Source organism: Nannocystis bainbridge (genome assembly GCF_028368995.1).
Classification (GTDB): Bacteria; Myxococcota_A; Polyangia; order Nannocystales; family Nannocystaceae; genus Nannocystis; species Nannocystis bainbridge.
The window spans coordinates 857056-883695 of record NZ_JAQNDL010000003.1; the positions used below are offsets into that span (position 1 = coordinate 857056).

The 26640-nt window shown below is 71.9% G+C and carries 14 protein-coding genes and 1 pseudogene; 8 read left to right on the top strand and 7 right to left on the bottom strand.

The genetic code is table 11. From position 1 onward, the window contains the following. Positions 1-46 precede the first annotated feature (46 nt). The 3 genes and pseudogenes from POL25_RS28775 to POL25_RS28785 all read left to right on the top strand — a co-directional run bounded on the left by POL25_RS28775 (position 47) and on the right by POL25_RS28785 (position 6625). Positions 47-685 carry a hypothetical protein gene (locus POL25_RS28775; protein WP_272089438.1) on the top strand — a complete coding sequence of 213 codons (639 nt, stop codon included), beginning with the start codon at positions 47-49 and terminating at the stop codon, positions 683-685. Between the two features lie 117 nt (positions 686-802). Beyond that, positions 803-1746 (top strand): annotated as a pseudogene (locus POL25_RS28780) (IS3 family transposase). Positions 1747-2014: 268 nt separating this feature from the next. Next, entirely contained in the window at positions 2015-6625 is a 4611-nt protein-coding gene (locus POL25_RS28785) for a DEAD/DEAH box helicase family protein (protein ID WP_272089439.1), read from the top strand. A gap of 88 nt (positions 6626-6713) precedes the next feature. Here POL25_RS28785 and POL25_RS28790 read toward each other — a convergent pair whose 3' ends face one another. Continuing rightward, positions 6714-7427, bottom strand: coding sequence for a molybdopterin-dependent oxidoreductase (locus POL25_RS28790; protein ID WP_272089440.1), 714 nt, complete (start codon positions 7425-7427; stop codon positions 6714-6716). Between the two features lie 327 nt (positions 7428-7754). After that, entirely contained in the window at positions 7755-9806 is a 2052-nt protein-coding gene (gene ligA / locus POL25_RS28795; protein ID WP_272089441.1) for an NAD-dependent DNA ligase LigA, read from the bottom strand. 617 nt (positions 9807-10423) lie between these two features. Between ligA and POL25_RS28800 the strand changes: the two genes are divergently transcribed. Next, positions 10424-11704, top strand: a complete 1281-nt coding sequence (locus POL25_RS28800) for a vWA domain-containing protein (RefSeq protein WP_272089442.1) — start codon at positions 10424-10426, stop codon at positions 11702-11704. A 157-nt stretch (positions 11705-11861) separates the two neighbouring features. Further along, on the top strand, positions 11862-14891 hold the full coding sequence (locus POL25_RS28805) for an AgmX/PglI C-terminal domain-containing protein (protein WP_272089443.1): 3030 nt from the start codon (positions 11862-11864) through the stop codon (positions 14889-14891). A 51-nt stretch (positions 14892-14942) separates the two neighbouring features. Here the strand turns inward: POL25_RS28805 and POL25_RS28810 are convergent, their stop codons facing one another. The 4 genes from POL25_RS28810 to POL25_RS28825 all read right to left on the bottom strand — a co-directional run bounded on the left by POL25_RS28810 (position 14943) and on the right by POL25_RS28825 (position 18459). Continuing rightward, complete coding sequence (locus POL25_RS28810) at positions 14943-15881, bottom strand: hypothetical protein (protein WP_272089444.1); 939 nt, start codon at positions 15879-15881, stop codon at positions 14943-14945. Between the two features lie 135 nt (positions 15882-16016). After that, entirely contained in the window at positions 16017-16733 is a 717-nt protein-coding gene (locus POL25_RS28815; RefSeq protein ID WP_272089445.1) for a tetratricopeptide repeat protein, read from the bottom strand. Beyond that, positions 16714-17265: an RNA polymerase sigma factor gene (locus tag POL25_RS28820; RefSeq protein ID WP_272089446.1), complete on the bottom strand. Its 552-nt coding sequence runs from the start codon at positions 17263-17265 to the stop codon at positions 16714-16716. Before POL25_RS28820 ends, POL25_RS28815 begins: the two co-directional genes overlap by 20 nt. Positions 17266-17310: 45 nt before the next feature. Continuing rightward, positions 17311-18459 carry a hypothetical protein gene (locus tag POL25_RS28825; protein ID WP_272089447.1) on the bottom strand — a complete coding sequence of 383 codons (1149 nt, stop codon included), beginning with the start codon at positions 18457-18459 and terminating at the stop codon, positions 17311-17313. A 336-nt stretch (positions 18460-18795) separates the two neighbouring features. Between POL25_RS28825 and POL25_RS28830 the strand changes: the two genes are divergently transcribed. Beyond that, a complete protein-coding gene (locus POL25_RS28830) occupies positions 18796-19716 on the top strand; it encodes a hypothetical protein (protein ID WP_272089448.1) in 921 nt (306 codons plus the stop codon). Between the two features lie 161 nt (positions 19717-19877). Here the strand turns inward: POL25_RS28830 and POL25_RS28835 are convergent, their stop codons facing one another. Further along, positions 19878-23084: a PAS domain-containing hybrid sensor histidine kinase/response regulator gene (locus POL25_RS28835; RefSeq protein ID WP_272089449.1), complete on the bottom strand. Its 3207-nt coding sequence runs from the start codon at positions 23082-23084 to the stop codon at positions 19878-19880. A gap of 221 nt (positions 23085-23305) precedes the next feature. Between POL25_RS28835 and POL25_RS28840 the strand changes: the two genes are divergently transcribed. Together POL25_RS28840 and POL25_RS28845 are read left to right on the top strand one after the other, a co-directional pair. Continuing rightward, the gene (locus tag POL25_RS28840) at positions 23306-24199 is read left to right on the top strand and encodes an SIR2 family protein (protein ID WP_272089450.1); all 894 of its coding nucleotides are present in this window, start codon (positions 23306-23308) and stop codon (positions 24197-24199) included. A 13-nt stretch (positions 24200-24212) separates the two neighbouring features. Beyond that, positions 24213-26489 carry an nSTAND1 domain-containing NTPase gene (locus tag POL25_RS28845; RefSeq protein WP_272089451.1) on the top strand — a complete coding sequence of 759 codons (2277 nt, stop codon included), beginning with the start codon at positions 24213-24215 and terminating at the stop codon, positions 26487-26489. Positions 26490-26640 lie beyond the last annotated feature (151 nt).

Sequence of the window (26640 nt, forward strand, 5' to 3'; positions counted from 1 at the left end):
GGTTGACGCCGCGGCGTTCATCTCACCCTGGAAAGACAGATCGCTCATGTTCAACACCAATGTTCGTAGTTTCGTCGCGCTGACCACCCTGCTCGCCGGACTGCTCGCCGTGCCCGGCTGCGACGCGGGAGATCCGGCCGCCGCGAGCCTCGTCGCTTACACCCCCAACCTTGAGGATGCCGAGGATGCGGTCGCCGGCATGTCGCTGAAGCTCGCCGGTTCGGCCGCGATCGAGCTCGCCGACGGCGAGGTCGTCGAGCTCGCGCTCAGCGACGAGCAGCGCGCCACCCTCGAGTGCGACGGCGACGCGCGCGTCTCCCAGCTCCTCATCGATCCGCTACAGCTCGGGGACCGCGTCTTCGTGGCACCGGTGCTCGAGGCGACCTGTGACGGCGAGAGCCCGACGGCGCACATCAACCTGCGCGAGGCCGGCGAGTCGTGCGATGGCGAGGACTGCATCGCTTTCATCCCGGCGCTCGGCGGCGCCGGCGACCTGCCCTTGAGCGCGCCGCAGGGCCTGCCCGCGTCGGTTTGCCTGGCGCCGGGCAGCCACACCTGCATCGGCTGCGGCTTCGGTCGGGTGCGCACGAGGACCCTGACGTCGAGCACGTACGATCCGTCGACGGGCACCTGCTCCTACGGGTACACGTACGGCACATGCGACCACGACATGTGCACGATGTGAGCGCGGGGGTCGCGGGCCGGGGCTCGTGCTCGCGGCAGGCCTGTGGCGAGCTCCCGCTGCCCCGCGTGTGTACGAAGATCGCCGGGGCGTGGGCCGAAGTCGTCGGCCTTCGCCGCCATGACGACCCGAAGTTCGCCGCAGAGCTCGCGCCGCTCGGTCTCGCCGGCTCGCTGTACGGCCTCGTCACGCACGCCGACGAGAGGCCAGTGGTGGCAGGAAGAGACGGGTCAGAGCCCGGCCCCGCGAGGAACGCTGACGACGGATGAGCGGGCCGAGCTCGTCCGGTTACGCAAGGAATTGAAGCGGGTGGAGATGGAGCGCGACGTTTTAAAAAAAGCGGCGGCCTTCTTCGCCAGGGAGACGTGACCGTGTTCCAGGTGATCGCGGCGGAGGAGGCCAGTTTCCCGGTCAGCATGATGTGCGAGACCCTCGACGTCTCGCGGAGCGGCTACTATGCATGGAAGACACGTGAACCTTCGGTGAGATCGCGGGAGAACGCGGCCCTCGCCCAGGAAGTCCCGGAGATCCATGCCGCGAGCAGGCGGACCTACGGGAGCCCGCGAGTCCGCAGCGAACTACGAGGACGTGGCCGCAAGGTCAGCCGCAAGCGAGTAGCCCGGATTATGCGCGAGAAGGGAATCCAGGGCCGTCGGAGACCCAAATTCGCGAGGACGACCGACTCGAACCACAGACTCCCCGTGGCCGACAACGTCCTGGGGCGCAACTTCACCGCCAGCAAGCCCGACAAGGCGTGGGTCGCTGACATCACGTACGTGTGGACCCTCGAGGGCTGGCTCTACCTCGCGGTGATCATCGACCTGTTCTCGCGCCGCGTGGTCGGCTGGTCGATGGCCGACCACATGCGCACCGAACTGGTCCTCGGCGCGCTGAGGGCCGCGCTGGGGCACCTCCTCACCCGGGATGGTGCGAGGACGGCCATCTCGGAGTGGATCGAAGTATTCTACAATCGCCAGCGTCGCCACTCGTCGATCGGGTACTCGACCCCGATCGCCTACGAGGAGAGCTTCTACGCCGAGCAGGCGCAGACTCAAGCGGCATAAACAAAGTGTCCACTTTTTCGGGGCAATCCCAAAGGCAAGCTGTGGAGGACCGAGGACGATCCGCGCTCGCCGAGGCCCGAGCCCTGGTAGCGACGCTCGACGACCTCATCAAACGCATCGGCGGCTCTTGGGACGCCGTCACCCTCACTCGGGCTCATTGAGACGAATTGCCGCCGGGCGGAGCGCGACGACGCGCACCGGGAGAGGAAGCTGGTCCGTCGCTCGCCCACGCCGCTCTGGCTCGCGTACACTCGCGCTGAGGTCGCCTGTGCCGCCCTGCCCATTCTGCGCCATCCCCGACAGCCAGATCGTGTGGTCGGACGAGCTCGTGATCGCGGTGCGGGATCTCCATCCGGTCTCGCGCGGCCACACGCTCGTCATTCCCCGGCGCCACGTCGGCACCTGGTTCGACGCCAGCGCAGCCGAGCGGGAGGCCATTTGGCGAGCGGTCGACGCGATCAAGCACATGCTCGATGCCGGCGACAAGCCAGACGGGTACAACGTCGGTTTCAACGCGGGGGCCGCCGCAGGCCAGACGGTCATGCATCTCCACGTGCATGTCATCCCGCGTTACGTCGGCGACATGGACGATCCGCGCGGGGGGGTCCGCCACGTCATCCCCAGCCGCGGCAACTACCTCCGCGACACTCCGCCGCTCGCTTCGGGCGGCGAGGACGACCCGTTCGCCGCGCACGTCCTGCCGCTCCTGGCGCGCGCCGAAAAAGTCGACATCGTGTCAGCGTTCGTGCAGGCAAGCGGCCTTGAGCGGATTGAGCATCCCCTCGAGACCGCTCTGCGCGAGGGCGCTGTCATCCGGATCATCACTGGCGATTACCTTGAGATCACGCAGGTCGAGGCGCTCGAGCTCCTCCTCGACTGGCAGGCGACCCGGGGAGAGCGGGGGACGCTCGAGGCCAAGGTCGTCGAGGTTGCCGGGCTGCCCGGCCGTACGCGCTCGTTTCATCCCAAGGCCTGGCATCTTGAAGGCCCTGACTTCGGCGTCGCGTTTGTCGGCAGCTCGAACCTCTCGCGCTCGGCGCTCGACACCGGTATCGAATGGAACCTCAGGGTCGAACGCGATGCCGACGCTCGCGCGTGGGGCCGCATCCGTGACGCGTTCGCGGCGCTCTGGTCGAGAGCCAAGCCGCTCGACGCGACCTGGATCGCGGCCTATGCCGCCAGGGTACGCGCCCGTCCCGCCTCGGTGCCGCCGGGCGAGATCGAGGTCGATCCGCCCGTGCGGCTTGCCACGCCCCACGACGTGCAGAAGGAGGCGCTCGCGTGCCTGCGTGCGACTCGCGAACAGGGCCGACGCCGCGCCCTGGTCGTGCTCGCTACCGGCCTCGGCAAGACCTGGCTAGCGGCCTTCGACTTCGTCCAGCTGTGGGACGAGCTCGGCCGTGTACCGCGCCTCCTCTTTCTCGCCCATCGCCGTGAACTCCTGCGTCAGGCGGCCGGCACTTACCGGGCGCAGCTGCGCAGTCGCAACGTCAGCGCCCGCGTCGGCTGGTGCCTCGAAGATCTCGCGGACATCGGCGCCGATCTCGTGTTCGCCTCGATCGCCAAAGCCTCGCGCGCGCCGTGGATCGACCAGCTCGCCGCCGAGCGGTTCGACTATGTCGTCATTGACGAAGTGCACCACGCGGCTGCGGAGTCGTATCGCAAGATCCTCGCGCGTCTCGATCCGACGTTCCTGCTCGGTCTCACCGCCACCCCCGATCGTGCCGATGCTGCCGACATCCTCGGCTTGTTCGACGACCACGTCGCCTACCGCGCCGACCTCGCACGCGGGGTCCAGATCGGCCGCCTGGTTCCGTTTCGTTACTTCGGTGTCCGCGACGACATCGACTACAAAAACATCCCCTGGCGCCACCATCACTTCGATGCGGAACAGCTCGCCGCTGCGGCGCAGACCGAGCGCCGTATGCAAACGCTGTGGGTGTCCTGGCAGGCCCATCCAGGCACGCGCACGCTCGTGTTCTGCTGCAGCGTGGCGCACGCGGACTACGCCGCCGCCTGGCTGGCGGCGCGGGGCGTGCGAGTTGCCAAGGTTTACGCGGCCCCGGGCTCGGATGACCGCGACCTCGCATTGACACGCTTGCAGCGCGGCGAGCTCGACGCGATCTGTGCGATCGATATCTTCAATGAAGGCGTCGACGTCCCCGCGCTCGACCGCGTCGTCATGCTACGTCCGACTGAATCGAGCGTCGTCTTCCTGCAGCAGCTCGGGCGCGGGCTCCGGGCTGCTCCCGGCAAGCAGGCGGTGACGGTCCTCGACTTCGTCGGTAATCACAAGATCTTCCTTGAGCGTCTGCGAGCCCTGCTCTCGCTCGGAGATCGTGCCGCGGCGCTCGCCACACTGGTCGCCACCGGCCGCACCGAACTCCCGCACGGCTGCACCGTCGAGCTCGAGCTCGAGGCCAAGCGGATCCTCGAGAGCCTGTACCGCCTCGGTGGGGCCGAGCGCGTTGAACAAGCCTACCGGGAGCTGCGCGACACTCGCGACCATCGCCCGACCGCGGGCGAGTTGCAGCGTCTCGGATATGCGCCCGCCACCCTGCGCGCTCGCCACGGCAGCTGGTTCGCCTTCGTCGCTGCGGAAGGTGACCTCACGCCCGAACAGCTGCGCGTGCTCGACAGCGGCTTTCTGGACGACCTCGAAACCACCGAGATGACGAAGAGCTTCAAGATGGTGACGCTCGACGTGCTCCTCGACGCCGGCGCGCTGTTTTCCGGTCTGTCGGTCCGAGACCTCGCCCTCGGCGCCTGGAGTCGTCTGCGGCGCTCGCCTGAACTTCTGGCCGATGTGCTCGAGCACGATCGCTTGCCCGCAAATCCCGACGAGTCCGCCGCCCGCCGCTGGGTCGCCTACTGGCGAGACAATCCCATCGCGGCATGGACGGCCACCAAGAAGAAGAAACGGACGTGGTTCGTGGTCGACGAGGACGACCGCTTCCGTCTCGCGCTCCCACCCGATCCCGCGCTTCCCGGGCTCGTGCACGAGCTCGTCGACTACCGTCTCGCGCGCTACCGCGTGCCGATCAGCGACGACAGCTTTGTTTGCCGGGTAATCTGGAATAAACGCGACCCGATCATCAAGCTACCCCAGCGGGCGACCGAAAACGTCTCCGGGCAAGAACTCCCCGTTCGTCTGCCCGATGGCTCCGTCTGGCTGTTTCGCTTCGTCACGGGATTCTGCAACGTCGCGCGGCCCGTCGGGTCGGCTCGCAACCAGTTGCCAGATCTGCTGCGAAGGTGGTTCGGACCCGCCGCGGGTCAACCCGGCACCGCGTTTGACGTCCGCTTCGTCGCCAGCCCCGACGGGTTGTGGTGCGAGCCGGTGCAGAGCAACCTGCTCCCGTTCACCCGACGCGCCGTCGTCGCTTATCCGGACCTGCGCGCTGCGGCTGGTCCCGCGCTCGGGGAAGCCGAGCCGCCCGATTCCGAGCTCGTGCTGTTGCCGGTCGAGGGGGAAGCATCGGATCGGTTCGCGGTGCGTGTCTCCGGAACATCGATGGACGGCGGTTCGCATCCACTTCGCGACGGTGACTGGGCCATCCTCCGCTACTGCCGCAACTTGCCGGCGAGCGCGCTCACCAACTGCATCGCACTCATCCAGCTTCCCGAAGGCAGCTCGTGGCAGCTCAAGCGCATTGTCCAAAGCGAAGGCCGCTGGCGCCTGCTTTCCGACAACCCTGCGGGTCCGTCGTACGAAGCTACGGAGGACATGCGGGCGATTGCCCGCCTCGAGGGGTCGGTGCGGCCCGAAGATATCGCGCCACCCGTCGGTACGACCATCACGGATCTTGAAACCACCTTCGGCATCGCCCGGCCTGCCACCGGCCGATGGGGCGGCCATTTGTTTGTGTTCATCGACAGTCCCGGCCAGCTCGTCGCTCCCGACAGAGTGCGAGGGTCCGTCGCGCGCCGGCCAGCCGAGACCGCTTTCGTCCTCGCGCAGACCGACGGCGGATTTCAATACCTGGGTGTCGGGCGCTGGCAAGACGACGGATGGAAAATCCCCGACGTCGACTACCGGACGTGGCAGCGCTGGGGCGACGGACGCACCGTGTCCAGGGTCCTTCCAGATGGCAGCCTTGCCCGCGCGCAGCGAGTTGTCGACGTGCTCCTCGCCATGCCGAACGCGATGCTTGTCCAGGGGGGGCGGCGTGCCCGCGTTCTCGGTCCGTCGCAGCGCGGTGGGCTGCGTATCGACGGCGGCGAGGAAGGCTTTGCCGAGCGCTCAATCTCGCTGACCGATCTCGCATGGGTCGCTGTCGCAAGCGACGACGTGCAAGCCCATGGCGGCGTGCTCGACGAGGCGCGGGTCAACCGCGCGCGCTACCTCGACGGCACGCCCAAGGGCTCGACCCGGTGGATCGACACCGGCTGGGCGCTCGTTGCCTGGAAGCTGACCGAGCCTCGTCTGGGCTCGTTCGGGCCTCATCGTCCGGTTCGCGCTGACGGCTCGACGATCGACGCGACCTTTCGCCTGGAAGAGGTCGACGGCCGGCCGAGCATCGTGCTTGAGGCGCGCGGCGGAACCCGCGGTTCGGCCGACGCACGCAATACCGAGTATGCTGTGGGCCTCGAGTTCATCCTCGAGCGACTCGCCCAGGCCGAATTGACGCTCGCTGATGCGGCGATCGACACACGCGAGACGGCGCACCTCCCCATCGCAGCTCGACGCCTCGAGCTCGGGGGGTATCCGGTAAAAATCTTCGACGCAGCCGAACTTCGGCGTCGCCTGAGTACCGCTCAAGCGAAGGTCGGCAAGGCACCTGGCGCCCGGGCGGGCAACCCGACACGGCGGCTGCGCCTGTGGCCCGGCGGCGCTGAGCTCGACCTGCCGGCACTGGCGGCGCTCCTGGGGGTGTGAGAGGTCGGAAACCGTCTCGCTCGTCGCTTCGCCGGCCGAGTCCGCGAACCGCCGCAACTGGGTAGTGCCCATTCATTCAAAATTCCCGTCAACTCCCTCTGGACCGGCTGTAGCGATCATCCCGCCACGGATGCGCCGAACTCGAATACCCGTTCATCTCCCAGAACCCCAGCTTCTCGCGCGTCAGCAGCTGGATGCGGCTGATCCACTTCGACCCTTTCCACGCATACAGCTGCGGCGTGATCATGCGGACTGGCCCGCCGTGTTCCACGGCCAGCTCGCGGCCGTCGACCGTGTGGGCCAGCAGCACATCGGGTTTGAGCGCCTCCTCGAGCGCCACGTTCGTCGTGTAGCCGTCGTAGCCGTGGCACATCACGTGGACCGCCGTCGCTGTCGGGTGCACGCGCGCCATCAGGTCGGCGAAGCGCACGCCGACCCATTGCATGTCCATCTTCGACCACGACGTCACGCAATGGAAATCGCTGGTGTCGGTCGTCTGCGGCAGCGCCATGAAGGCCGCCCAGTCGAGCGTCAGCGGCTGCTCGACCGCTCCGTCGACCACCAGCTGCCACCTGTCCTTCGGCACGACCGGCTTGCGGCCGAGGTCGAGCACTGGCCACTTTCGCGTCTCCGTCTGGCCGACCGGCAGCTTCGGCATCCCGTGGCGATTCGGCGGCCCCGAGCCTTGCGGGCGCGCGTCGGACAGCGCCGGCGAGTCGCGCATCCGCTGCTCCCAGCGCTCCATCAGCTTGTGCCGCGCCTCGACGATCCGCCGCTCCTTCTCGTCCGCGTCCTCGCTCATCGCCGCCGATTGTACTCGAGCCCGCCCGCGCCGCCGAGCGACCTCCCAGGCGCCGGCGCGACGCTCGTCCTGCGGCCCATGACCGCCCACGGACGCGGCGCGGCGGTGACCACGTCCTCGCCCTGGGCCCGCCGCGTCCGCGACCTCGGCGAGGCTTCGTTGACGCGTGGTCCGCCGCGGCCGCGACCGTGCTCCACGGCTGCCGCCGGTCTTCGCCCGCTCCGGCCCGGACAGCGCGCCCTCCTTCCACATGCCCTCCCGGACATGCCCTTATAGACCTGTCGCAAGGGACATGCATCTTCAGACATGTCCATCACACCACCCCGCTCACTCGAGCGAGCCGACCATCGCCAGGAATTCCTCCTCGCTGAGGATCTTCAGCGGCGCCCCGGCGGCGATCAGCTCTTCGGCCTTCTTCTGCTTGCTCGACTTGGCCCCGCGGCCGGCGCCGACCACCAGGAACGACAGCGCCTTCGTCACCCCGGACGGGTTCTCGCCGCCGAGGGCTTGCACGCGGGCTTGCGCGACCTCGCGGGTGAACGCCTCGAGCGTACCGGTGAACACGAAGCTCTTGCCGGACAGCGCCGCGCCCTCGACCGGGGCTGGCGCCGCCTCGCCGGGCAGCACCGTCACGAACTCGAGCAGCCCGTCGATCAGCTCCTTGCGGGCCGCGAGGCCGTGCACGATCGCATCGGCGATCGCGTCCTTGATCCCGCGGACCGCCGTGAGGTCCGCCTGCGTCAGCTCGCGGATCCGCTCGAGCGTGCGGAACTCGCCCGCCAGCAGCAGCGCGTTCTGCCGGCCCAGGTGCTCGATCCCCAGCGCTTGCAGGAACACCGCCAGCGGCAGCTCCTTGTGCCCCTCGATCTGCTCGATCAGGTTCTGCGCGCTCTTCTCGCCCAGCCGCTCGAGCCCCTGCAGATCGACCGCGCGCAGGCGGTAGTAGTCCGCCGGCGTGCTCAGGAGCTCGGCGTCGACCGCTGCGCCGATCACCTTCGGCCCGAAGCCTTGCAGGTCGACCACCTTCGCGAAGTGCTCGAGCTCGCCGAGGCGGGCCTGCACGCATTTCTTCGGCTCGGCGCACCACAGGTTCTCGCCGTCGCGCTTCTTGCGGCGCTCGATCGGCCCGCCGCAGGCCGGGCACTGCGTCGGCAGCTCGAACGGGCGCGACGCCGGGCCCGACTCGACCACGCGCTCGACGTTGGGGATCACCCCGCCGCGGCGGGTCACCTCGACGCGGCAGTTGTGAGTCAGCCCGAGCGCCTCGAAGATGTTGAGGTTGTGCAGGCTGGCGCGGCCGATCCGCGCCCCGCTGAGCTCCACCGGCTCGAGCATGGCCACCGGCGTGATCACCCCGGTGCGGCTGACCGACCAGAGCACGTCGAGCAGGTCGGTCACGCCCGAGTCGCCCTGGAACTTGTAGGCGATCGCGTAGCGCGGGTGATGCCCGGTGAGGCCGAGGCGGCGCTGCTCCTTGACCGACGCCGTGCGGTACACGACCCCGTCGATCTCGTAGTCGAGCTCGGGCCGGTTGCGGGCCCAGCGATCGTAGCTGGCCTGCAGCCCCTCGCGGTCGACGAACTCGTGGTCGATGCCGCCGAGCCCGAGCTTCTTCAGCAGCTCGAACTTGTCGCGCTCGCTGTCGAATTCGGGGCCGATGATGTCGTAGGCGAAGAAGCTCAGGTGCGCGTTGCGGGTGTTCTTGCGCTCCTTCTGCTTGATCGACCCGGCGGTCAGGTTGCGCGGGTTGGCGAAGTCGCCCTTGAACTTGGCGAAGTCGCTGAGCTTCATGTAGAGCTCGCCGCGGACCTCGAGCTCGACCCCGCCGGAGTCGACCGTGCGCGGGATGTCCTTCACCTCGAGCGCGTTCATCGTGATGTCCTCGCCCTCGGTGCCCGAGCCGCGGGTGGCCGCCATCACCAGCTTGCCCTTCTTGTCGTAGCGCAGGCTGCAGGCCACGCCGTCCATCTTCGGCATCACCAGGATCTCGCTGCTGAACTTGCCGGCCCAGCTCTGCAGGTCGGTCTCGCTGTAGCACTTCTCGAGCGACAGCATCGGCCGCAGGTGGCGGACCGCCGCGCCGAACCGCTGCTCCGGCGCCAGCTGCAGCGCCTCGTCGGCGTCCATCGCCGGCGCCTCGGCCGCCTGCGGACCCATCTCGTCGAGCACCGCCGCGTCGGGCCGGACCCGCTTGAGCCGCTCGACCAGTTGGTCGTACAGCGTGTCCGGCAGCGTCGCCGCGTGGTCGTCCCAGTACTCCTTGTTGGCCCGCCGCACCAGCGCCTCGAGCTCGTCGGCCGTGAACGAGGGCAGCCTGGCGTTCACCGCGGCGGCGTCGAGGGTCAGCAGGTCGGAGGCGGGGGTCGTCGAGGCGCTCATGAGGGGCCGCGATGTTAACAAAACCGCGCCCGCACGTCCCCGGCTCGCTTTCGCGCGCACATGCGCGCGACGGGCCCTGCGAGGCCGCAGCGACCTGCGGGCGCGACGTGCGAACCCACGCCGCGAGGTCGATCCCTCGTGACCTCCGCGCCCGCGACCTGCCGCGGCGGCACGGCGACCGCTCGCGCCCCGGCCGACCCCGCCTCACCTCTCCCGTAGCGATGCGACCGGTACCGCGGCGATCCGTGAATCCTGGAACAGCCTTCCTTGTGATGCCGCGTACGATCCTCGTCGATGGCGTGCGCGTCACTCGGCGCCGCGACCTCGCACCTCCGTCACACGGGGTCGCGTTCATTGTCGCCAGCTCGAATGCCAATGTCTTGACTCCGCGTGACGGCGACGACAGCCAACGTGCGACCGCGGGTGCTCGCTCGGTCCACGCGGTCGGCGGATCATGACAGCCGTGTCGTGCGGCCGCGCGCCGTCGCCCGCCGCGGCGCCGTGAAACCGCCCCGCAGCCCGTTTGGAGCCGTGGCACGCCTCTTGAAGAGCTCGGGGAACCTATGACTTTCGCCGCCTGTCGTCCCCTTCGTCTCGCGCTTCTCACCCTTCCGCTCATGACCCTGGCTGTCGGCTGCGGCGATGATGCTCCGAGCGACGAAGGCAGCAGTGCCACGAATGCGTCCTCGCCCGTCGGCACTGAAGGCGGGAGCGGCGGCGAAGAGCCCGGGGACGGTTGGGGCACCGACGCGCCGGGCGACTCGGGCGGCGCCAGCACTTCCGGCGGCGATCCGGGCGGCGGCGGCACCGACAGCGGGCCCGACTCGGGCGGCGGTAGTGACACCGACACCGGCGGCGAGGAGCCGATCGATCCGGGCCAGTTGACGGCCGGCGAATGGCGGGACCTCGATCACTGGGACTTCTGGATCGGTCTGCTCGGCAATGACATGTGGTCGCCGATGCAAAACCTGTGGAAGCTCTACACCAGCCAGCGCTTCGCCGTGGTCGCGCTCTCCGAGCAGGCCCCGGTGGTCGACGCCGAGGTCGTCCTGCTCGGCGGCGATCAGAAGCCGCTGTGGAGCGCGCGCACCGACGTCCGCGGCCGCGCCGAGCTGTTCAACGGCCTCGTCGGCGCCGCGGGCGAGGGCCCGTTCACGATCGAGGTCAGCTCCGGCGAATCGTCCGTCACCCTCGCCGACGTCCAGCCGTTCGCCGGCGACCCCGCGATCGCCAACCTCGACGCCGCCGAGGCGCCGGCCAAGGTGCTCGATCTGCTGTTCATGATCGACACCACCGGCTCGATGGGCGACGAGCTCGAGTACCTGCAGGTCGAGCTCGCCGACGTGATCTCGGAGATCCGCGACAACATCGGCCAGTCGTTCAAGCTCCGCCTCAGCGTCAACTTCTACCGCGACCACGACGACGAGTACGTGGTGCGCGAGTTCCCGTTCACCGAGGACATCGACGCCGCCCTGGCCGACCTCGCCGCGCAGAACTACGACGGCGGCGGCGACTTCCCCGAGGCCGTCAGCGAGGCGCTCGACGCGACGATCCACAACGCGCAGTGGAGCGCCTCGGCGGTGTCGCGCCTGGCCTTCCTGGTCCTCGACGCCCCGCCCCACGAGGGCGCGCAGGACCTGGCGCGGATCCAGGAGAGCGTCGTCGACGCGGCCGCCGCGGGCGTGCGCATCATCCCGGTCGCCAGCTCGGGCATCGACAAGAACACCGAGTTCTTCCTCCGCTTCATCGACATCGCCACCGGCGGCACCTACGTGTTCCTCACCGGCCACAGCGGCATCGGCGGCGAGCACATCGAGCCGACCATCGGTGAGTACCAGGTCGAGCTGCTCAACAGGCTGCTGGTCCGCCTCATCACCCAGTCGGTCCAGGTCGACTGATCTGCCGCCTTTGCCCACGAGCACGCGCCATTTCGGCGCGTGCTCGCGTGCTCTTGCGATCCGCCGATCCTCGCCGAACGACGTACGCTCGCATCTTCGCCGCTTCGCCACGACGCGACCTCGTGCGGAAGTGCGGCCTGTGCCATCCTGGCGCTCGATGCCGTCCTCGCCCCGCCTCGCCGCGCTCGCGGTCCTCTCGGCCGCCCTCGTCGGCTCGGCCTGCGACCGCGCCGGTGATTCTGCGCCCCGCGACGGCGCGCCCGCCGAGGCCCCGGCGACGGACCCGTGGACGCTGACGGCCCTCGAGTCGCTCGGCGAGCGCGCCGCCCTCGTCGCCGTGATCCGGCAAGACACATGGCCGGCGACCGCCGCTCGCCTGGCCCCGCTCCTGCCGCGCAGCGACGCCCAGAGGCCCGCGCGCGCCGCCCTGCTGCTGGCCGGCCAGCCATCTGTCTTTTTGCACATGCTCTTCGGGACAGCCTCGTCCGCCGCGCCGCCGCTGCCCGGCCTCGACCCGGCGCGCCCGCTGGTGCTCGCGCTCGACGAGCCGGCCCTCGCCGCGCCGGCCGGCCTGCTCGCCGCCGAGCTGGCGCGGCGACCCGGCGCGCTGCCCGGGTTGCGGCACGAGCTCGTGCTCCCGGCCCTCGATCCCGCCGGCCTCGCCGACGCGCTCGCGCAGTGGTTCGACGGCCGCGGGCGGCAAGATCCGGCCCTGGCCGCCGGGACCGCGGGCGCGCGAGCGTGGGTGCTCGGCTCCGGCGATCTCGCGGCCGTCGTGCCCACCGCCGACGCCGTGCGCATCGTCGCGCTGCAGCACGCGCTCGCGCCGGCGGGCACGCCGATCGAGGCCGTCCCGTCCGCGCTGCGCGGCGAGCTGCTGCGGGCGAGTCCATCCCCCGCGGCGCGCACCGCTGGCCTCGCGCAGGCAGCCGCCAGCGGCGAGCCGCTGGCCGTGCTGCTGCGCCCGCGCGTGCTGCCAGCGCTGCTGCAGTGGCAGCGCGCCCGCGCCGACGTCGACGCGCTCGCGCAGGTCAGCCACGTCGAGGCTGGCCAGCGGCGCCGCGCCGCCCTGGCCGGCCTGCTGAGCTGCGAGCGAGCGCTCGGCGACGGCGCCGTCGACCTCGAGGACTGGCTGTTCACCGCGACCGCCGATCCGCACGGCCTGCGCCTGCGCGCCTCGGCCGATCTCACCGCCACCGGCGCGCAGGCCCTCGCCGAGCCGCCGGTGGCCCGCGAACCACTGGCAATGCGCGGCCCCGCGGTCGCCAGCGTCGCGGTGCGGCTGACCCTCGCCGATCCGCCCGACCCGATCGCCGGGCGACCGATCGACGCCGCGACCGCGCTGCTCGATTGCCAGGATGTCCTTCCGTACATGGTCTTCGGGACACCTCTCTCGGCGCTGCAGGGCCCGCGCATCCACATCCCCGCGGCGTTCACCGCCCAGCTCGCGCTCGCCGGCGCCGCCGACGACCTGCGCGGCGCGATCGCCCTCGACCTCGCCGCCGCCGCCGACACCTCGCTGCTGCAGGAATTCGGCCGCCCCGCCATCACCAACCTCGGCCACGAATTCACGCTGCAGGCCGAGCTCGCCGGCGATCGTCAGCGCGTGTTCGTCGGCGTCGGCGCCGACCCGCGCGTCGTGTTCGCCGACACCACCGAACCGTCGGGCCTCGTCGCCGCGCGCCTCGATCTGTCCGTGCTCGCGCCCCTGCTCCGCCCCTTCGTCCCCGAGGCGTTGCTGGGCCATCGCCGCGCCGCCTTCGACCTCGCGCGCGACGGCTCGCGGTTGCGCGGCGAGCTCGTGTTCGACGACGGCGAGGCGATCGCCGCGACCCGACCCGAGCCCGCGACTCGCGGCGAACCGACCCCTGCTCCCGCGCCGCCCTCGCCCGGCCTCGTCTGCGCCCGTGCCTTCACGTCTCAGGCGATCGACGCCCTCGACAAGGCTCGACTGCCCGCCGCCGTGCCCACCGGCCAATCGCTCGACCTCCTGCTCGCCGCCGGCGAATCATCGCTGACCTGCGTCGCGGCCGATCCCACCACCGCCGCGCACGCCCCCGCCCTGCGGCGCATGCTGCCGCTCGCCCTCGCCGACCTGCTCGCCGACGCCCTGCGCCCGTCCGAGGCCGCGCGCGTGCTCGCGGGCCCGTGCGAGGCCGGCGATCCGCTCGCGTGCAGCCGCCGCGCCGAGCTCGCCCAGCTGCCCGACGTCACCTTGCCCGGGCTGCACTCCAACTGCCCCGATCACCACGCACGCCACGCCTACCGCCTCGTGCTCGCCGGCGATCGCATGGCCCTCGACGACCGCATCGTCGATCTCGCCGCCTTGCAACAACAGCTCGCCGCCCTGGCCGACGAGCGCGACCCCAGCCTCGAACTGGCGATCGACGCCACCACCCCGTTCGCGGCCGTGCGCCCGCTGCTGGCCGCGCTGGCGCAGCGCCCCGAGATCCGCCTCGGCATCGTCGCCAGCCACGACCGCGAGACCGCTCCGCTCTACCGCATCCCGACCGTCACCCCGCAGATCGCCGCCAGCTCGCCGACCGCCTCGCAGCTGTCGCGCATGCCCGCCCACCAGCGCGTCGGCGCCCTCGTGCTCGCTGCCGACGGCGCCACGCTGCGCATGCGCACCGGCACGACCGCGCTCGGCAGCTACCCCTATTTGCACGCGACCACCATCGAGGCCGACGCGCGCGAGCGGCCCGACAACGGCTTGCCGCCCATGGTCGTCGCCACCGACACCACCCCGTGGTCGACCGTCGCCGTGGCCCTCGCCGGCACCTGCAGGCCGCACGTGCTCGTCGACGCCGCCGACATGCAAGCCCAGCTCGGCCCGCCCGATCGCACCGTCTCGATCCTTTGGGACCCGCACGGGCCCAAGCCGCTGTCGGTCGTGCCCAAATCGCGCGGCCCCAACAACATCAATTCCGGCCTATTCAGCGCCAAGCCCCGCGTCGAATACTGCTACGCCCGCGCCCTCGCCGACCGGCCCGAGCTCGCCGGCGCGGTCGTCGTCGACCTCGCGGTCTCGGCCGCGGGCGCGCTCGATTCGGTCAAGATCGTCTCCTCACGGCTGGCCCACCCGGAGGTCGAGCGCTGCATCATCGACGCGCTGGTCCGCCACACCTCATGGTCCGGGGCCGACGCGGACGTGGTGATCCGCTGGCAGTTCGCGTTCGGCCGGTGACATGACCCGAAGGACATGTCTGGCGACTCTCGCCCTGGCCCGGCGCCGGCGCTACCCCGAAGCAGGCAGGCGCTCCGGGTCGCACGCAGCGATCGCCGCCGACCAGGCGCGCAGCAGCGCGGCCTCGGAGAAGCGCCAGCCCCTGGGCTCGCTCTCGCGGCCCATCACGACGCCGATCGCACGAGCCTCGGCGAGCGGCATGCGCGAGAGCTCGTAGACGTCGAAGCCCGTCGGATAGGTGGTCGAGGCCGGGCTCTCGACGAGCTCGACGTCCTTGCCCCGCCGCAACAGCCCCCAGGACGAAATCACCCGGTTCTCGCGCTGCGACAACAGCAGGTCGTAGCGGAGGGCGAGCCCCTCGTTGCCCACGGGGAGCCGCTCGAGGGCGATGGCTCGCAGCAGATCGATGGCAGCGAGGGGCAGCGCGATCGCGTGCCCGTCGACCACCGCATGCAGCGCCACGCCCTCGTCCCCGGCGGTCAGGTGGAGCTCGAGGTGCTCGACCTCGCGGCGCGTCGGGACCTCGCTCGCCGTCCACTCCCAGGAGGTGTCCATCGAGACCGGTGGGCCCGCGAAGCGGACGCCGGACCAGCGATCGAGGCTGCGGCGCACGCGATCGTCGGCGAGCTCGCCGACGCCGACCTCGTCGTCACCGCCGACCCGCCACAGCGCGCCGAGGCGCACCTCCACGTCGAAGACGCACTCGTCGACCACCACGCCCACCGGGGCACCGCAACGGCAGTGGAGGTTGGCGCTCCCGTCCTCGGAGTAGACGCCGCAGCACCCGCCGCCGCTGGTCTCCACCTGGGGGGCGACGAGATCGTGGGGATGGATCGAGACGGGGAACGGGTCCGTCGGTACGCCCTGCGACAGCTCCCCCGGCTCCGCCCGGCGCCAGAAGCCCTGGGTCGCCTGGATCCCCTGACGACGGATCGCAGGCGGCGGGGCGAACAGCCGCGGATCGGGGACTGCGCGCAGCGGCGTCGTCAACGACGCCTCACACGCGGGGCAGACCAGGACAGCGCGCCCCGATGGTTCATCTCTGGTCGTGCCCATTCGTGGGCGCCGAGTGTAGAGCAGCCCGGTCGGCGAAGCGACCGCGCGCGCGACGATTCACGGCCTGCTTCAATCCGCGCACAGGCCCGCGACCGTGCGCGCGTGCGGCGAATCCGGGAATGTTCGCACCAGCTCGGCCGCCGTCGCCCGGGCCGCGTCGCGCTGACCGAGCTCGCACTGGGCCTGCGCGCGCAGCAGCATGCGCTCCTCGACCAGGTGGCCCGAGGGGAACCCGCGCGCGTGCTGCTCCAACGCCGTGAGCGCCGCGGCCGGGTCCTTGCGCCCGAGCGCCGCGCGAGCGGTCCGCAGCAGCGCCAGCTCGGCGTCCAGCGCCGGCATGTCCTTCGGGACATCCGCCGCGCGCGGGCTCGCCGGCCGCGGTCGAGACTCCGGCGCCGGCTCGAGCGCCGCCGGCTCCGTCACGGTCGCCGGCGCTTCGTCGCCCCTCGGCCGCGGCTCGCCCTGCACGTTCGTCGCCTCCGCGCCGGTGCCCGTGGCCGCCGCGTCGTGAGCCGCCTGGCTGTGCGGATCGCCGGCGGCCCGCTGCGCCAGGCGCTCGCGCGCCCCGACGATCAAGATCAGCACCGCGGCCGCGACCAGCACGGCGCCCCACACCAGGTCGCGCCGCCGCCCCGACGGCGCCGCCTGCGGGGCCACTTCCTCGTCGGCGATCGCCGCCTGCAAACGGACCCACGCGTCGGCGCGGGCGCCCGTGGGCATGCGCTCGCGCCGGTAAGCAGCGACGAGGTCGCGGCACTTCTCCTCATCAAGATTCTGCGGATCCATCGCGACCTCCGGCGACGAAGCTGGCGAATCGCCGGCGCGCGCTGTTGAGACGGGAATAGAGGGTGTTGAGGTTGACGCCGAGCTGTTCGGCGATCTCGGGCACTCGCAGGCCCTCGAGCTCGGCGAGCATGAACACCAGGCGGTGCTCCTCGGGCAAGGTGGCGAGGAAGCGATCGATGAGCGCCCGCGCCTCCTGGACCGCGATCACGTCGTCGGGCGTCGGCCCGCCGCTGGGCTCGGGCGCGACGGTCAGCCGGCGCAGGTGGCGGGCGTGGCTGCGCCGGTGGTGCAGCACCACGTTGCGGGTGATCCCGAACAGCCACGACGGCAGGCTCGCGCGCCCGTCGTAGTCGCCGAGCCGGCGGTGCACGACCAGGAAGACCTCATGGAACGCGTCGTCGCGGCCGGCCCCCTCGACCCCGAAGTTACGGAGCAGCCGCCACACGAAGTCCGCGTGGTCGCGATAGACCTGCTCGAGCGTCGGCGTCGCGCTCGGTCGGGGGCTCGTGTCGTGGGCGCCGGTCTGCTTCACGTCGGACCTGCTGATGATTTCCCGGCTCGCCGCAGATCCGTGAGCTCAGCGCCCGAACCGGAATTCGAGCCCCAGGGCCGCCCGCAGCGACACCGGCGCGATCGTGAACATGGGCCCGAGCCCGACCGCGCCGAAGGTCCCGCCGAGCAGCGGCACGCCGAGGTCGACGCCGAACCACAGCGCCAGCCACGGCCGCGGCGCCCACGCGACCGCGGGCCCGAACACCACCGCGAGCCACGCGATCCGGTCGGTCCGCCCGCCCGGGAACCCGACCCCGGCGCCGATCGCCTGCCCGGCCTCGAGCCCGCCGCACAGCGGAAACTCGACCCGCCCGGCCCGCGGCACCCCGCAGCCGCGCGCGCCGACGGTCCACAGCCGCACCTTCGCCCCGGCCTGCGGATCGACCTGCGTGTACTCGGTCGTCGGCGCGCGGTAGAGGCCGGTGATCTCGACCCGCCAGCGCCGCCCCAAAAGCCCGCCCGCGAGCCCGAACGTCGGCCCCAAGCGCGGCATGCCCAGCGCCTCGAGCCCGCCCGCGACCCGCACGAACCCGCGCGGACGGGCGCTCGGATGAGCTGGCCTCCCGGACCTGTCCGCACGGACATCCTCCGCGGCCGGCTCCTCCGCGGCTGTCCCCGGGGACAGCTCACTCGCGCCCGGCGTCGTCGATGTCGCCGCGGACACCTCACCCGCCGCGGCGTCGCCCGCATAGGTCCCCGAGGACATGTCACTCGCGCCCGGCGCAGCCTCGCCCGCGTCTGCCCCGGAGGACATGTCCATCGGCGCAGGTCCGGAAGAACCTGTCCCCGAGGGCATGTCCACATCGCCAGCCTCCGTCACCGGCGCGGCCGGCACGATCGCCCCGTCGGCCGGGCGCGACAGCACGCCCGGGTCGACCACCACCGCGGTCACGAACGCCGCCGCGTCGCCGATCTCCGCGCACGAGCGCCCGCGCAGGGTCCGCTTGCTGCGGCCCTCCGCCGCCTCGAGCTCGAGCGTGGCCGACCAGCGGCCCTCGCCCTCGCGGCGCACGTCGACGGTCACGCGGACCGGCCGCGACTCGGCGGCGCCGGCCAGGTAGCGCGCCAGGCTGTCCTGAAAGCCAGCTTGCGGACAGCGCGGATCGCCGCGCCAGGTCAGCTCGGCCGCTTGCGCAGGCAGCGCGGCGACGAGCGCGAGGACGAGGGCTGTCACGCCCGGGAGACTAGCGCGGCCCTGGCCCCGGCCCGCCGACAAATTTCGCGGAGCCCCTCACGGAAGTGGTCGGGTGCCGGGAAATCACCCGCGCATGTCCCTCCTGGCCGCTCCCTCGCGCGATCATCCCGGCCTCCTGGCCGCGGCCGTCCCGCGGACCGCGACTCCGCGCCCCGGCGTGGGCCCTCCGTCGCGCACGCTCACCATGAGGACGCCGCTCCCGTCGCGCTGAATTCGAAACGACCCGCGGCGATCGAGCGACGCCATGCGCCGCGCCGAATTTCATCCTTACATCGATTGATACCAACCCTAAGACCCCCACGGAATAACACTACCATGCAGACCCTCCATCGCATCCTCGTCACCCTGCCCGCCCTGCTCGCATTCGGCTGCCTCCCGCCCAAGGGAGATCTCGGGCAATACACCGCCACCGACGGCGAAGAGACCGGTGACGCGACCACCGGCGACGACACCACCACCGCCGACGCCGGCACCACCGTCGAGACCGGCAACCCTGACGACACCGGGCCGGTCGCCACCGCGACCTCGAGCGACGACACCGGGCCGATCGGCACCGCGACCTCGAGCGGCGACAGCGACACCGGCCCCGACGAGCCGCCGGCCTGCGACGGCCCGGGCGAGCCGACCTGGGAGTCGGCGACCTTCAGCTTCGAGCCCGCGCTGGTCGGCGAGGGCTTCGCCGCCGACTGCGAGGTCAGCGACATCGAGACCCACCCGCACGGGGCCGACGTGGCGCTCGCGTGCGGCGAGCAGCTCGTGCAGCTCCGCCTCGAGCTCGACGGCCCGCTGACCGAGTTCGCGGTCGGCGACGCGCTCGCCTTCGACTACCGCATGGTGCAGTCGTTCGGCCAGAGCGAATGGTTCACCGTGCGCCGGCCGGCCCCCGACGGCACCCTCCTGCTCGGCGGCGTGCTCGGCGAGACGCTCACGCCGCCCAACGCCGAGCAGTTCTTCGCCCCGCTGAGCATGACCCGCCAGGAGGGCGTGTGCCCGACGGTGATCGACTGCGACAACATGAGCGAGACGATCGGCGTCGAGTTCACCCACGGCGACGAAACGGCCCTGGTGCTGGCCCTCCACAGCCTGGTGATCGGCGAGTCCGCGCCGTACCGCGTCGGCGCCAGCATCGCCCGCAAGCACTACGACGAGGCCCAGGACGGCCAGGGCGGGTTCTGCCAGTCGTTCGACATCCCCGAATATTACTACGGCCTGATGATCCACCACCTCGGCGAGTGAGCCGCGGGAGCGTCCGCCGCTCCGCATCGCGGGGCGACGAGCGCTGCGAGCTCGTCACTCACGCGCCGTCACGGCGTGCGAGACGAGCTCCGCGCATGCTGTTGCGCCCGGCGAGTGAGCCGCACCATCGGCCCTGTGCGCTTTGCATCAAGCAGCGGCTGTCAGCGGCCGTCGCGGCCGGCGAGCTCGCAGATCGCCGTCACCAGGTCGAGCGGCTCGCACGGCTTGCCGAGGTGCTTCTGATAGCCCGCCAGCAGCGCCCGCGTGCGGTCCTCGAGCCGCGCGTAGGCGGTCAGCGCCAGCGCCGGCGTGCGCCCGCCGTCGTCGCTCGGTCGCTGACGCAGGCGGCGCATCCAGTCGTAGCCGTCCTCACCGGGCATGGCGATGTCGGACACGATCACGTCGGGTCGCTCGCGGCCGACCAGCGTCAGCGCTTGCTCGCCGTTCTCGGCCGTCAGCACCACCGCGCCGGTCGGCTGCAGGAACGCCGCGACCAGCTCGCGCGCGTCGCGTTCGTCGTCGACGATGAGGATCTTCAGCCCGCGCAGATCGGCGTCGCGCGGCCCGGCGGGGCCCAGCGGCGGGCCCTGGACGGCGCCCGGGGCCACCGCGCTGACGCTGCCCGGCGCGCTCGCGCGGGTCGGCAGGCGGACCACGAACTCCGCCCCCTGGCCGACCCCCTCGCTGTGGGCCTGGATCGTGCCCCCGTGGCCCTCGACCAGGTGACGCACGATCGCCAGCCCGAGCCCGAGCCCGCCGTGCTGGCGCGTCGTGCCCGAGTCCTCCTGGCGGAACTTGTCGAAGATGTGCGGCAGGAACTCGGCACCGATCCCGCGGCCGGTGTCGCGGACGGTGATCACCACCTGATTGCGCCCGCTCTGGATCACCGTCAGGTCGACCTTGCCGCCGCGCTCGGTGAACTTGACCGCGTTGCTCAGCAGGTTCCACAGGATCTGCTGCACGCGCTCCGCGTCGCACAGCACCGGCAGCACCGGCGGCTCGGGCCAGAACGCCAGGCGCACGCCCTTCGCCTCGGCGGCCGGGCGGACGATGTCGAGCGCGGCCTCGGCGATCTGAACCAGCTCGGCCGGGCCGACCCGCAGCTGCAGCTTGCCGGTGATGATGCGGGTGGTGTCGAGCAGGTCCTTGATGAGGCCCGCCTGCGCCGACGCGTTGCGATCGATGGCGTCGATCGCCTTTTGTCGCTGCTCCTCGCTCAGCCCCGTGCGCCGCAGCACCCGCGACCAGCCGAGGATCGCCTGCAGCGGGGTGCGCAGCTCGTGCGACACGACCGCGAGGAATTCGTCCTTGGCCCGGTTGGCCGCGTCGACGCGGGCGCGCTCGCGGCGGGACAGCTCGAGCAGCCGCGCGTTGTCGAGGGCCAGGGCGATGCGGCGCCCGAGCTCCTCGGCCAGCGCCAGGTCGTGGCTGTCGTAGAGCCGCCCCGAGCCCTTCCACGTGCCGACCGACAGCGTGCCGAGGATCGCCCCCTGGACCGGCAACGGCACCACCGCCGCCGAGCGCACCGCCAGCGCCGTCAGGGCCGCCATGTGCTCGGCGTCGCGGGCGATCTCCGGCACCAGCGCGTCGGCGTCGGGCAAGAACAGCGAGCGCCCGCTCGCCATCACCCGCGCGTAGGTGTGCTCGCCGTTGCGGTCGTACGGCAACCGGCCCTGCGCGGCCACGTAGGCGCGCAGGCGGGCCTGCATCGCCGGGTCGATGTGGGCCGCCGCCGGGACCGCCAGCGAGCCGTCGTCGCGGCGCAGGTGGATCACACACCAGTCGCCGAAGCTCGGCACCACCAGGTCGACCACCCGCGCCAGCGTCGCGTCGCCGTCGAGCGACTCGGCCAGCACGCGCCCCGCCTCGGCCAGCAGCGCCATCGCCTCCTCGGCCCGCTTGCGCTCGGTGATGTCGAGCACCGTCTCGACGATGCCCTCGATGTTGCCCTCGAGCACCCACGGGTAAAAGCTGACGAGGAAGTGGCCCGGCAGCCCGTGGCGCTGCGGCAGCATCACCGACACCTCGATGTCGGTGATCGTCTCGCCGCGGTCGCGGACCCGCTCGAGCATCGGCTCGATCACCGGCGCCACCCACGGGACCACGTCGGCCAGCTTGTGCCCGTGGTGGATCTCGACCGGCAGGTCGTTGATCGCCGCCAGCGCCCGGTTGATGCGGCGGTAGCGGAGCCCGCGGTCGAACACCGCGAAGCCGATCTGGGCCCCGTCGAGGATCGCCGTCAGCTCGGTCTCGGCGCGCCGGTGCTCGCTGACGTCGAACATCGAGGCGACCATGCGCGTCGGCCGGCCGTTCGGGTCGCGGGCGATCCAGCCGCGGTCGAGCACGCGGACGAAGCTGCCGTCGCTGCGGGCGAACCGGTACTCCTCGGCCCAGCGCTCGGCGCCGTCCTTGATCGCGCGCTCGACCCCGGCGGCGACCCGCTCGCGGTCGTCGCCGTGGATCCGCGCCAGCCACCAATTCATGTCGTCCTCGACCTCGTCGGCGCGGTAGCCGAAGCGGGTCTTGATCGCCGCGTTCCAGCGGGTCTCGCCGGTCTTCACGTCCCAGTCGCGCAGCGCCTCGTTGGTGGCGCGGTTGACCAGCTCGTAGCCCTCCTCGGCCCGCACGCGCTCGGTCAGCTCGAACACCGTCGCGGCCACCCCGGTCACCACGCCGCGGGTGCGCACCGGCTGGAAGCACACGTACCACATGCGCTCGCCGTACAGCGTGAAGCGGTCGATCGTGTACGGCGCCCCGGTCCGCAGCACCTCTTCCATCATCGGCATCGCCCCCGCCAGGTTCGGCGAGATCTCGGCCGGCGTGCGGCCCAGGTGCGACTCCGGCGACAGCCCGTTCAGCTCCGCCAGCGCCCGGTTGACCCGCACGTACTTCAGCTCGCGGTCCAGCAGCGCCAGCCCGACCGACGCCCCCTCGAACAGGGCGTCGAGCTGGGCCCGCACCTGGTCGCCGCCCTGGAACGCCATCAGCGCCGACGCCAGCTCGCGGCTCTGGCCCACGCGCTCGCGGGTCGCGTGGATGTCGGTGGCGGTGCCGACCCACCGCTCGACGGGCCCGGATGGCGGGCTGACCGGCTCGACGCGGGCGCGGTGCCACCGGAGGTCGCCGTCGCGGCGCCGGGCCCGGATCTCGCACTCGTAGGGCTCCCCCTTGCCGAGCGCCTCGGCGTGGCGAGCGGCCAGCGCCTGCAGGTCGTCAGGGTGGATCACCCGGGCCATCACCTCCACGGGGGCGAGCCGGTCCGGCACCCCGGCGTAGCGAAACCAGGCCGCATTGACGAATTCCAGGTCCCCTAGGCCGCCGAAGGTCCACAGCAGGTGCGGCACGGCGTCGGCGAAGCCTCGCAGCATACCTGTATTTTGAGCCAGATTCGTCGCCGATGGGGGTCCAGCGGCCCCCGCTCGCGGCGGATCTGCCTCATCGCGCTGCATTCGCCAAAGTTAGCACGAACGCCCCGCCGCCCGGCCCCGGCGGCGCCGGCCCCGGCGGTCGCAATCATATGGGGTCTGGGGCCGCCAGGGGACTCGCGGCGCCGCGAGCGTCCGTGTAACGTTGGCGCGGGAGCCGAAGCATGCCCTCGCAGTTGACCGACGCCGAATGGAGCCAGCTTCTGTCGCGGATCGAGCGAGGCGAATGCACGCCCTTCCTCGGACCGGGCGTCGCGCTCGGTCGGCTGCCGCTGCCGGGCGACCTGGCGATGCGGTGGGCCGATGCCTATCAGTACCCGCTCGAGGACCGCTGGAACCTGCCGCGCGTGGCCCAGTACCTCGAGCTCGAGAAGGGCCCCCGCTGGCTGCGCGAGGAGCTGGCCAAGGCGCTGGCCGACGCCGACGCCGTCGAGCCCGACGACGTGCTGCAGCTGCTCGCCGACCTGCCGTTCTCGACGTACATCACCACCGGCTACGACGATCTGCTCGCGCAAGCCCTGCGCGGCGCGCAGCTCCGCCGCGACGAGCGGCGCACCGCGCGGAAGCCCCGCCTCGATTTCTGCCGCTGGCAAGAGACCCTGCGCTCGGCCGCCCTGCCGACCCCGTTCGAGGCTGACCCCTATTACCAGCCCTCGGCCGACGAGCCGTTCGTGTTCCACCTGCTGGGTCAGGCCGCCTTCCCGCAGTCGCTGGTGCTGACCGAGACCGACCACTACGACCTGTTCGTCGCCACCGCGCGCCACCCCGGCCTGCTGCCGCCGCCGGTCCAGCGGGCGCTCCGCGGCGGGCCGCTGCTGTTCATCGGTCAGCCGCTGACCGACGCCAACTTCCGCGCCCTCGCCCGCAGCCTCGGCGGCGCCGACTACCGCGGCCTGCAGGACGGCACGCTGTCGGTCCACGTCCGTCCCGAGGGCAACGACGCCGCGATCCACTACCTCGAGCGTCACTTCGGCGCGCAGCACATCAAGCTGTACTGGGGGACACCTCGCGACTTCCTGCAGGAGCTGCGCGAGCGCTGGCTCCGCGACCACGACTGAGCCCCGGAGGTCCATGTCCGCACCCAAATCAGGCCCGCAGAGCCCCTTCCCCGGACCCCGCCCCTACGAGGCCGGCGAGCGCGACCGCTTTTACGGCCGCGCCGGCGAGCGCCGCGACCTCGCGGCCCTGGTGATCGCCAACCGCCTCACGGTGCTCTACGGCCCGACCGGCGCCGGCAAGACCTCGCTGCTGGCGGCCGGCCTGGTGCCCGAGCTCGAGCGCGCCGGCTTCATGGTCATGCCGATCGCGCGCCCCGGCGGGCTGCTGCCGCCCGGCACCAACCCGGTCCACCTGCGCAACATCTACAGCGCCAACGTGCTGATGCACTGGCACCACGGCGACCTCGACGGCGTCGCCAAGCACACCATCACCTCGTACCTCGAGGCGATGGAGGACCCGCGGCCCGAGCGGCCGCTGGCCCTCGTCATCGACCAGTTCGAAGATCTCTTCAACACCCACACCACCCAGTGGGAGCAGCGCGAGGCGTTCCTGCGCGAGCTGGTCGACTGCCTCGCCAAGCCCGAGCGCGGGATCGAGGAGCGGCCGGTGCGGGTCTGTCTGGCGATCCGCGACGAGGAGCTGGCCGAGCTCGAGCGCTACGCCGCGCTGCTGCCCGACCTCCTGCGGATCCGCTTCCGCCTCGACCCGCTGCGCCGCCCGGCCGCGATCGAGGTCATGACCCACGCCGCCGGCGGCATGTTCGCCCGGCCCGACGCCGAGAAGCTGGCGACCGACCTGGCCCACCGGCGCGTGCGCACCTTCGGCAAGATCGCCCTGGTCCCGAGCGAGTTCGTCGAGCCGATCCAGCTGCAGCTCGCGTGCGACGAGAAGTGGCGCCGCGGCGGCAAGAGCGGCGCGATGGCCAAGCCGCGCGACCCCGACGAGGCGCTGGTCCGCTACGTCGACGCCGGCATCGCCCGCGCCCGCGCCGGCTGGCGCTCCGAGGCCAAGATCCGCCGCTTCATCGGCGACAAGCTGCTGACCCCCGAGGGCGGCCGCAGCGCCGTCGTCCGCGGCAAGCGCCACACCGCCGGCCTCCTCAACAAGCTGGTCGACCGCCTCGAGCAGGAGCGGATCGTGCGCGCCGAGGAGCGGCTCGGGACCCGCTGGTACGAGCTCGCGCACGACCGCATGGTCGAGCCGATGCGGATCTCCAACGCCGCATGGTTCGAGGCCCAGCGCCGCCGCCGTCGCGCCCGCCGCGTCGCCCTGCTGCTGCTCCTGCTGGCCGGCCTCGGCGTCGCCGCCTGGTTCGGCGTGCAGTGGGCGCTGGCCACCTACCAGGGCCTCGAGGGCCAGAAGACCGGCGTCGAGGCCGAGCTCGCGGCCGCCAGCCAGACCCGCGAGGACCTCGAGCAGTCGCTCGCCCGGGCCGAGGGCAACTATGCGGTCGAGCGCCTGCGGGCTCAGGCGCGCGGCCTCGACGTCGAGCTCGTCGGCCTCGCCGACGACATCCAGGCCGCCCGCGGCGTGATCGCCGACATGGCGCGCTTCAGCCCGCGCGGCCGCGACAACGAGCCCGCCGACCTCACCAACTTCGTCGCCGTCGCCGCCGAGCTGCCCGGCCTCGGCGCCCGCCTCACCGGCGTGGGCCAGCGCCACGCCGAGCTGACCGCCGAGCTGACCGCCGCCGCCCAGGCCCGCCCGCTCGTCGAGGCTGACCTCAAGGCCCTGGCCAAAGAGACAGCCTCGCGCGGCCCCGAGCTCGAGCGCCTGCGCGCCGACCTCGACGCCGCCACCGCCGAGCAGACCCGCCAGCGCGCCCGCGTGCTGGCCGAGGTGGCCGGCTTCGAGGCCCCGCAGCGCGGCACCAGCGGCGACGCCCGGGCGCGCGAGATGGCCCGTCAGCTGTGGCGCGACGCCTTCGTCATGCTGCAGCGCGGCAGCACCGAGGACGCGCGCGGCCGGTTCGAGCGGGCCCACCTGCGCGACACCACCCACGCCCCCGCCTGGGACATGATCGGCCGGATCGCCCAGACCGGCGGCGACCTCAAGCTGGCCGAGCAGTCGTACCGCAAGGCGCTGACCTACGCGCCCGACTACGGCCCGAGCCTCGCCAGCATGGCCTCGCTCTACCTCACCAAGGAGTGGTTCCTCGACGCCGAGCGCTGCGCCCGCGAGGCCCTGGCCGCCCAGCCCAGCCTGCTGAGCGCCCGCGTCGTCCTGCGCGCGGTCCAGCAGCGGCGCCAGAGCGAGACCGAGAGCGACGAGGAGGGCCTGAGCCCGAAGAACCCCTGCAGCCGCCCCGCCGCCGCCGCTGCGCCGCCCGCAGCCGTACCGGCGGAGTAGCGCGCCCGCGACCGCGCGCCGCCGACGAGAGCCACGTCGCCGGCGCGCGGACCCATTGCCGAGGCCCGCACGCTCGGGCCCGCCTTCGCCGACGGGCGGACCTATGGCCGAGGCCCGCACGCTCGCGCTGGCCGTCGCCAACGGGCGGACC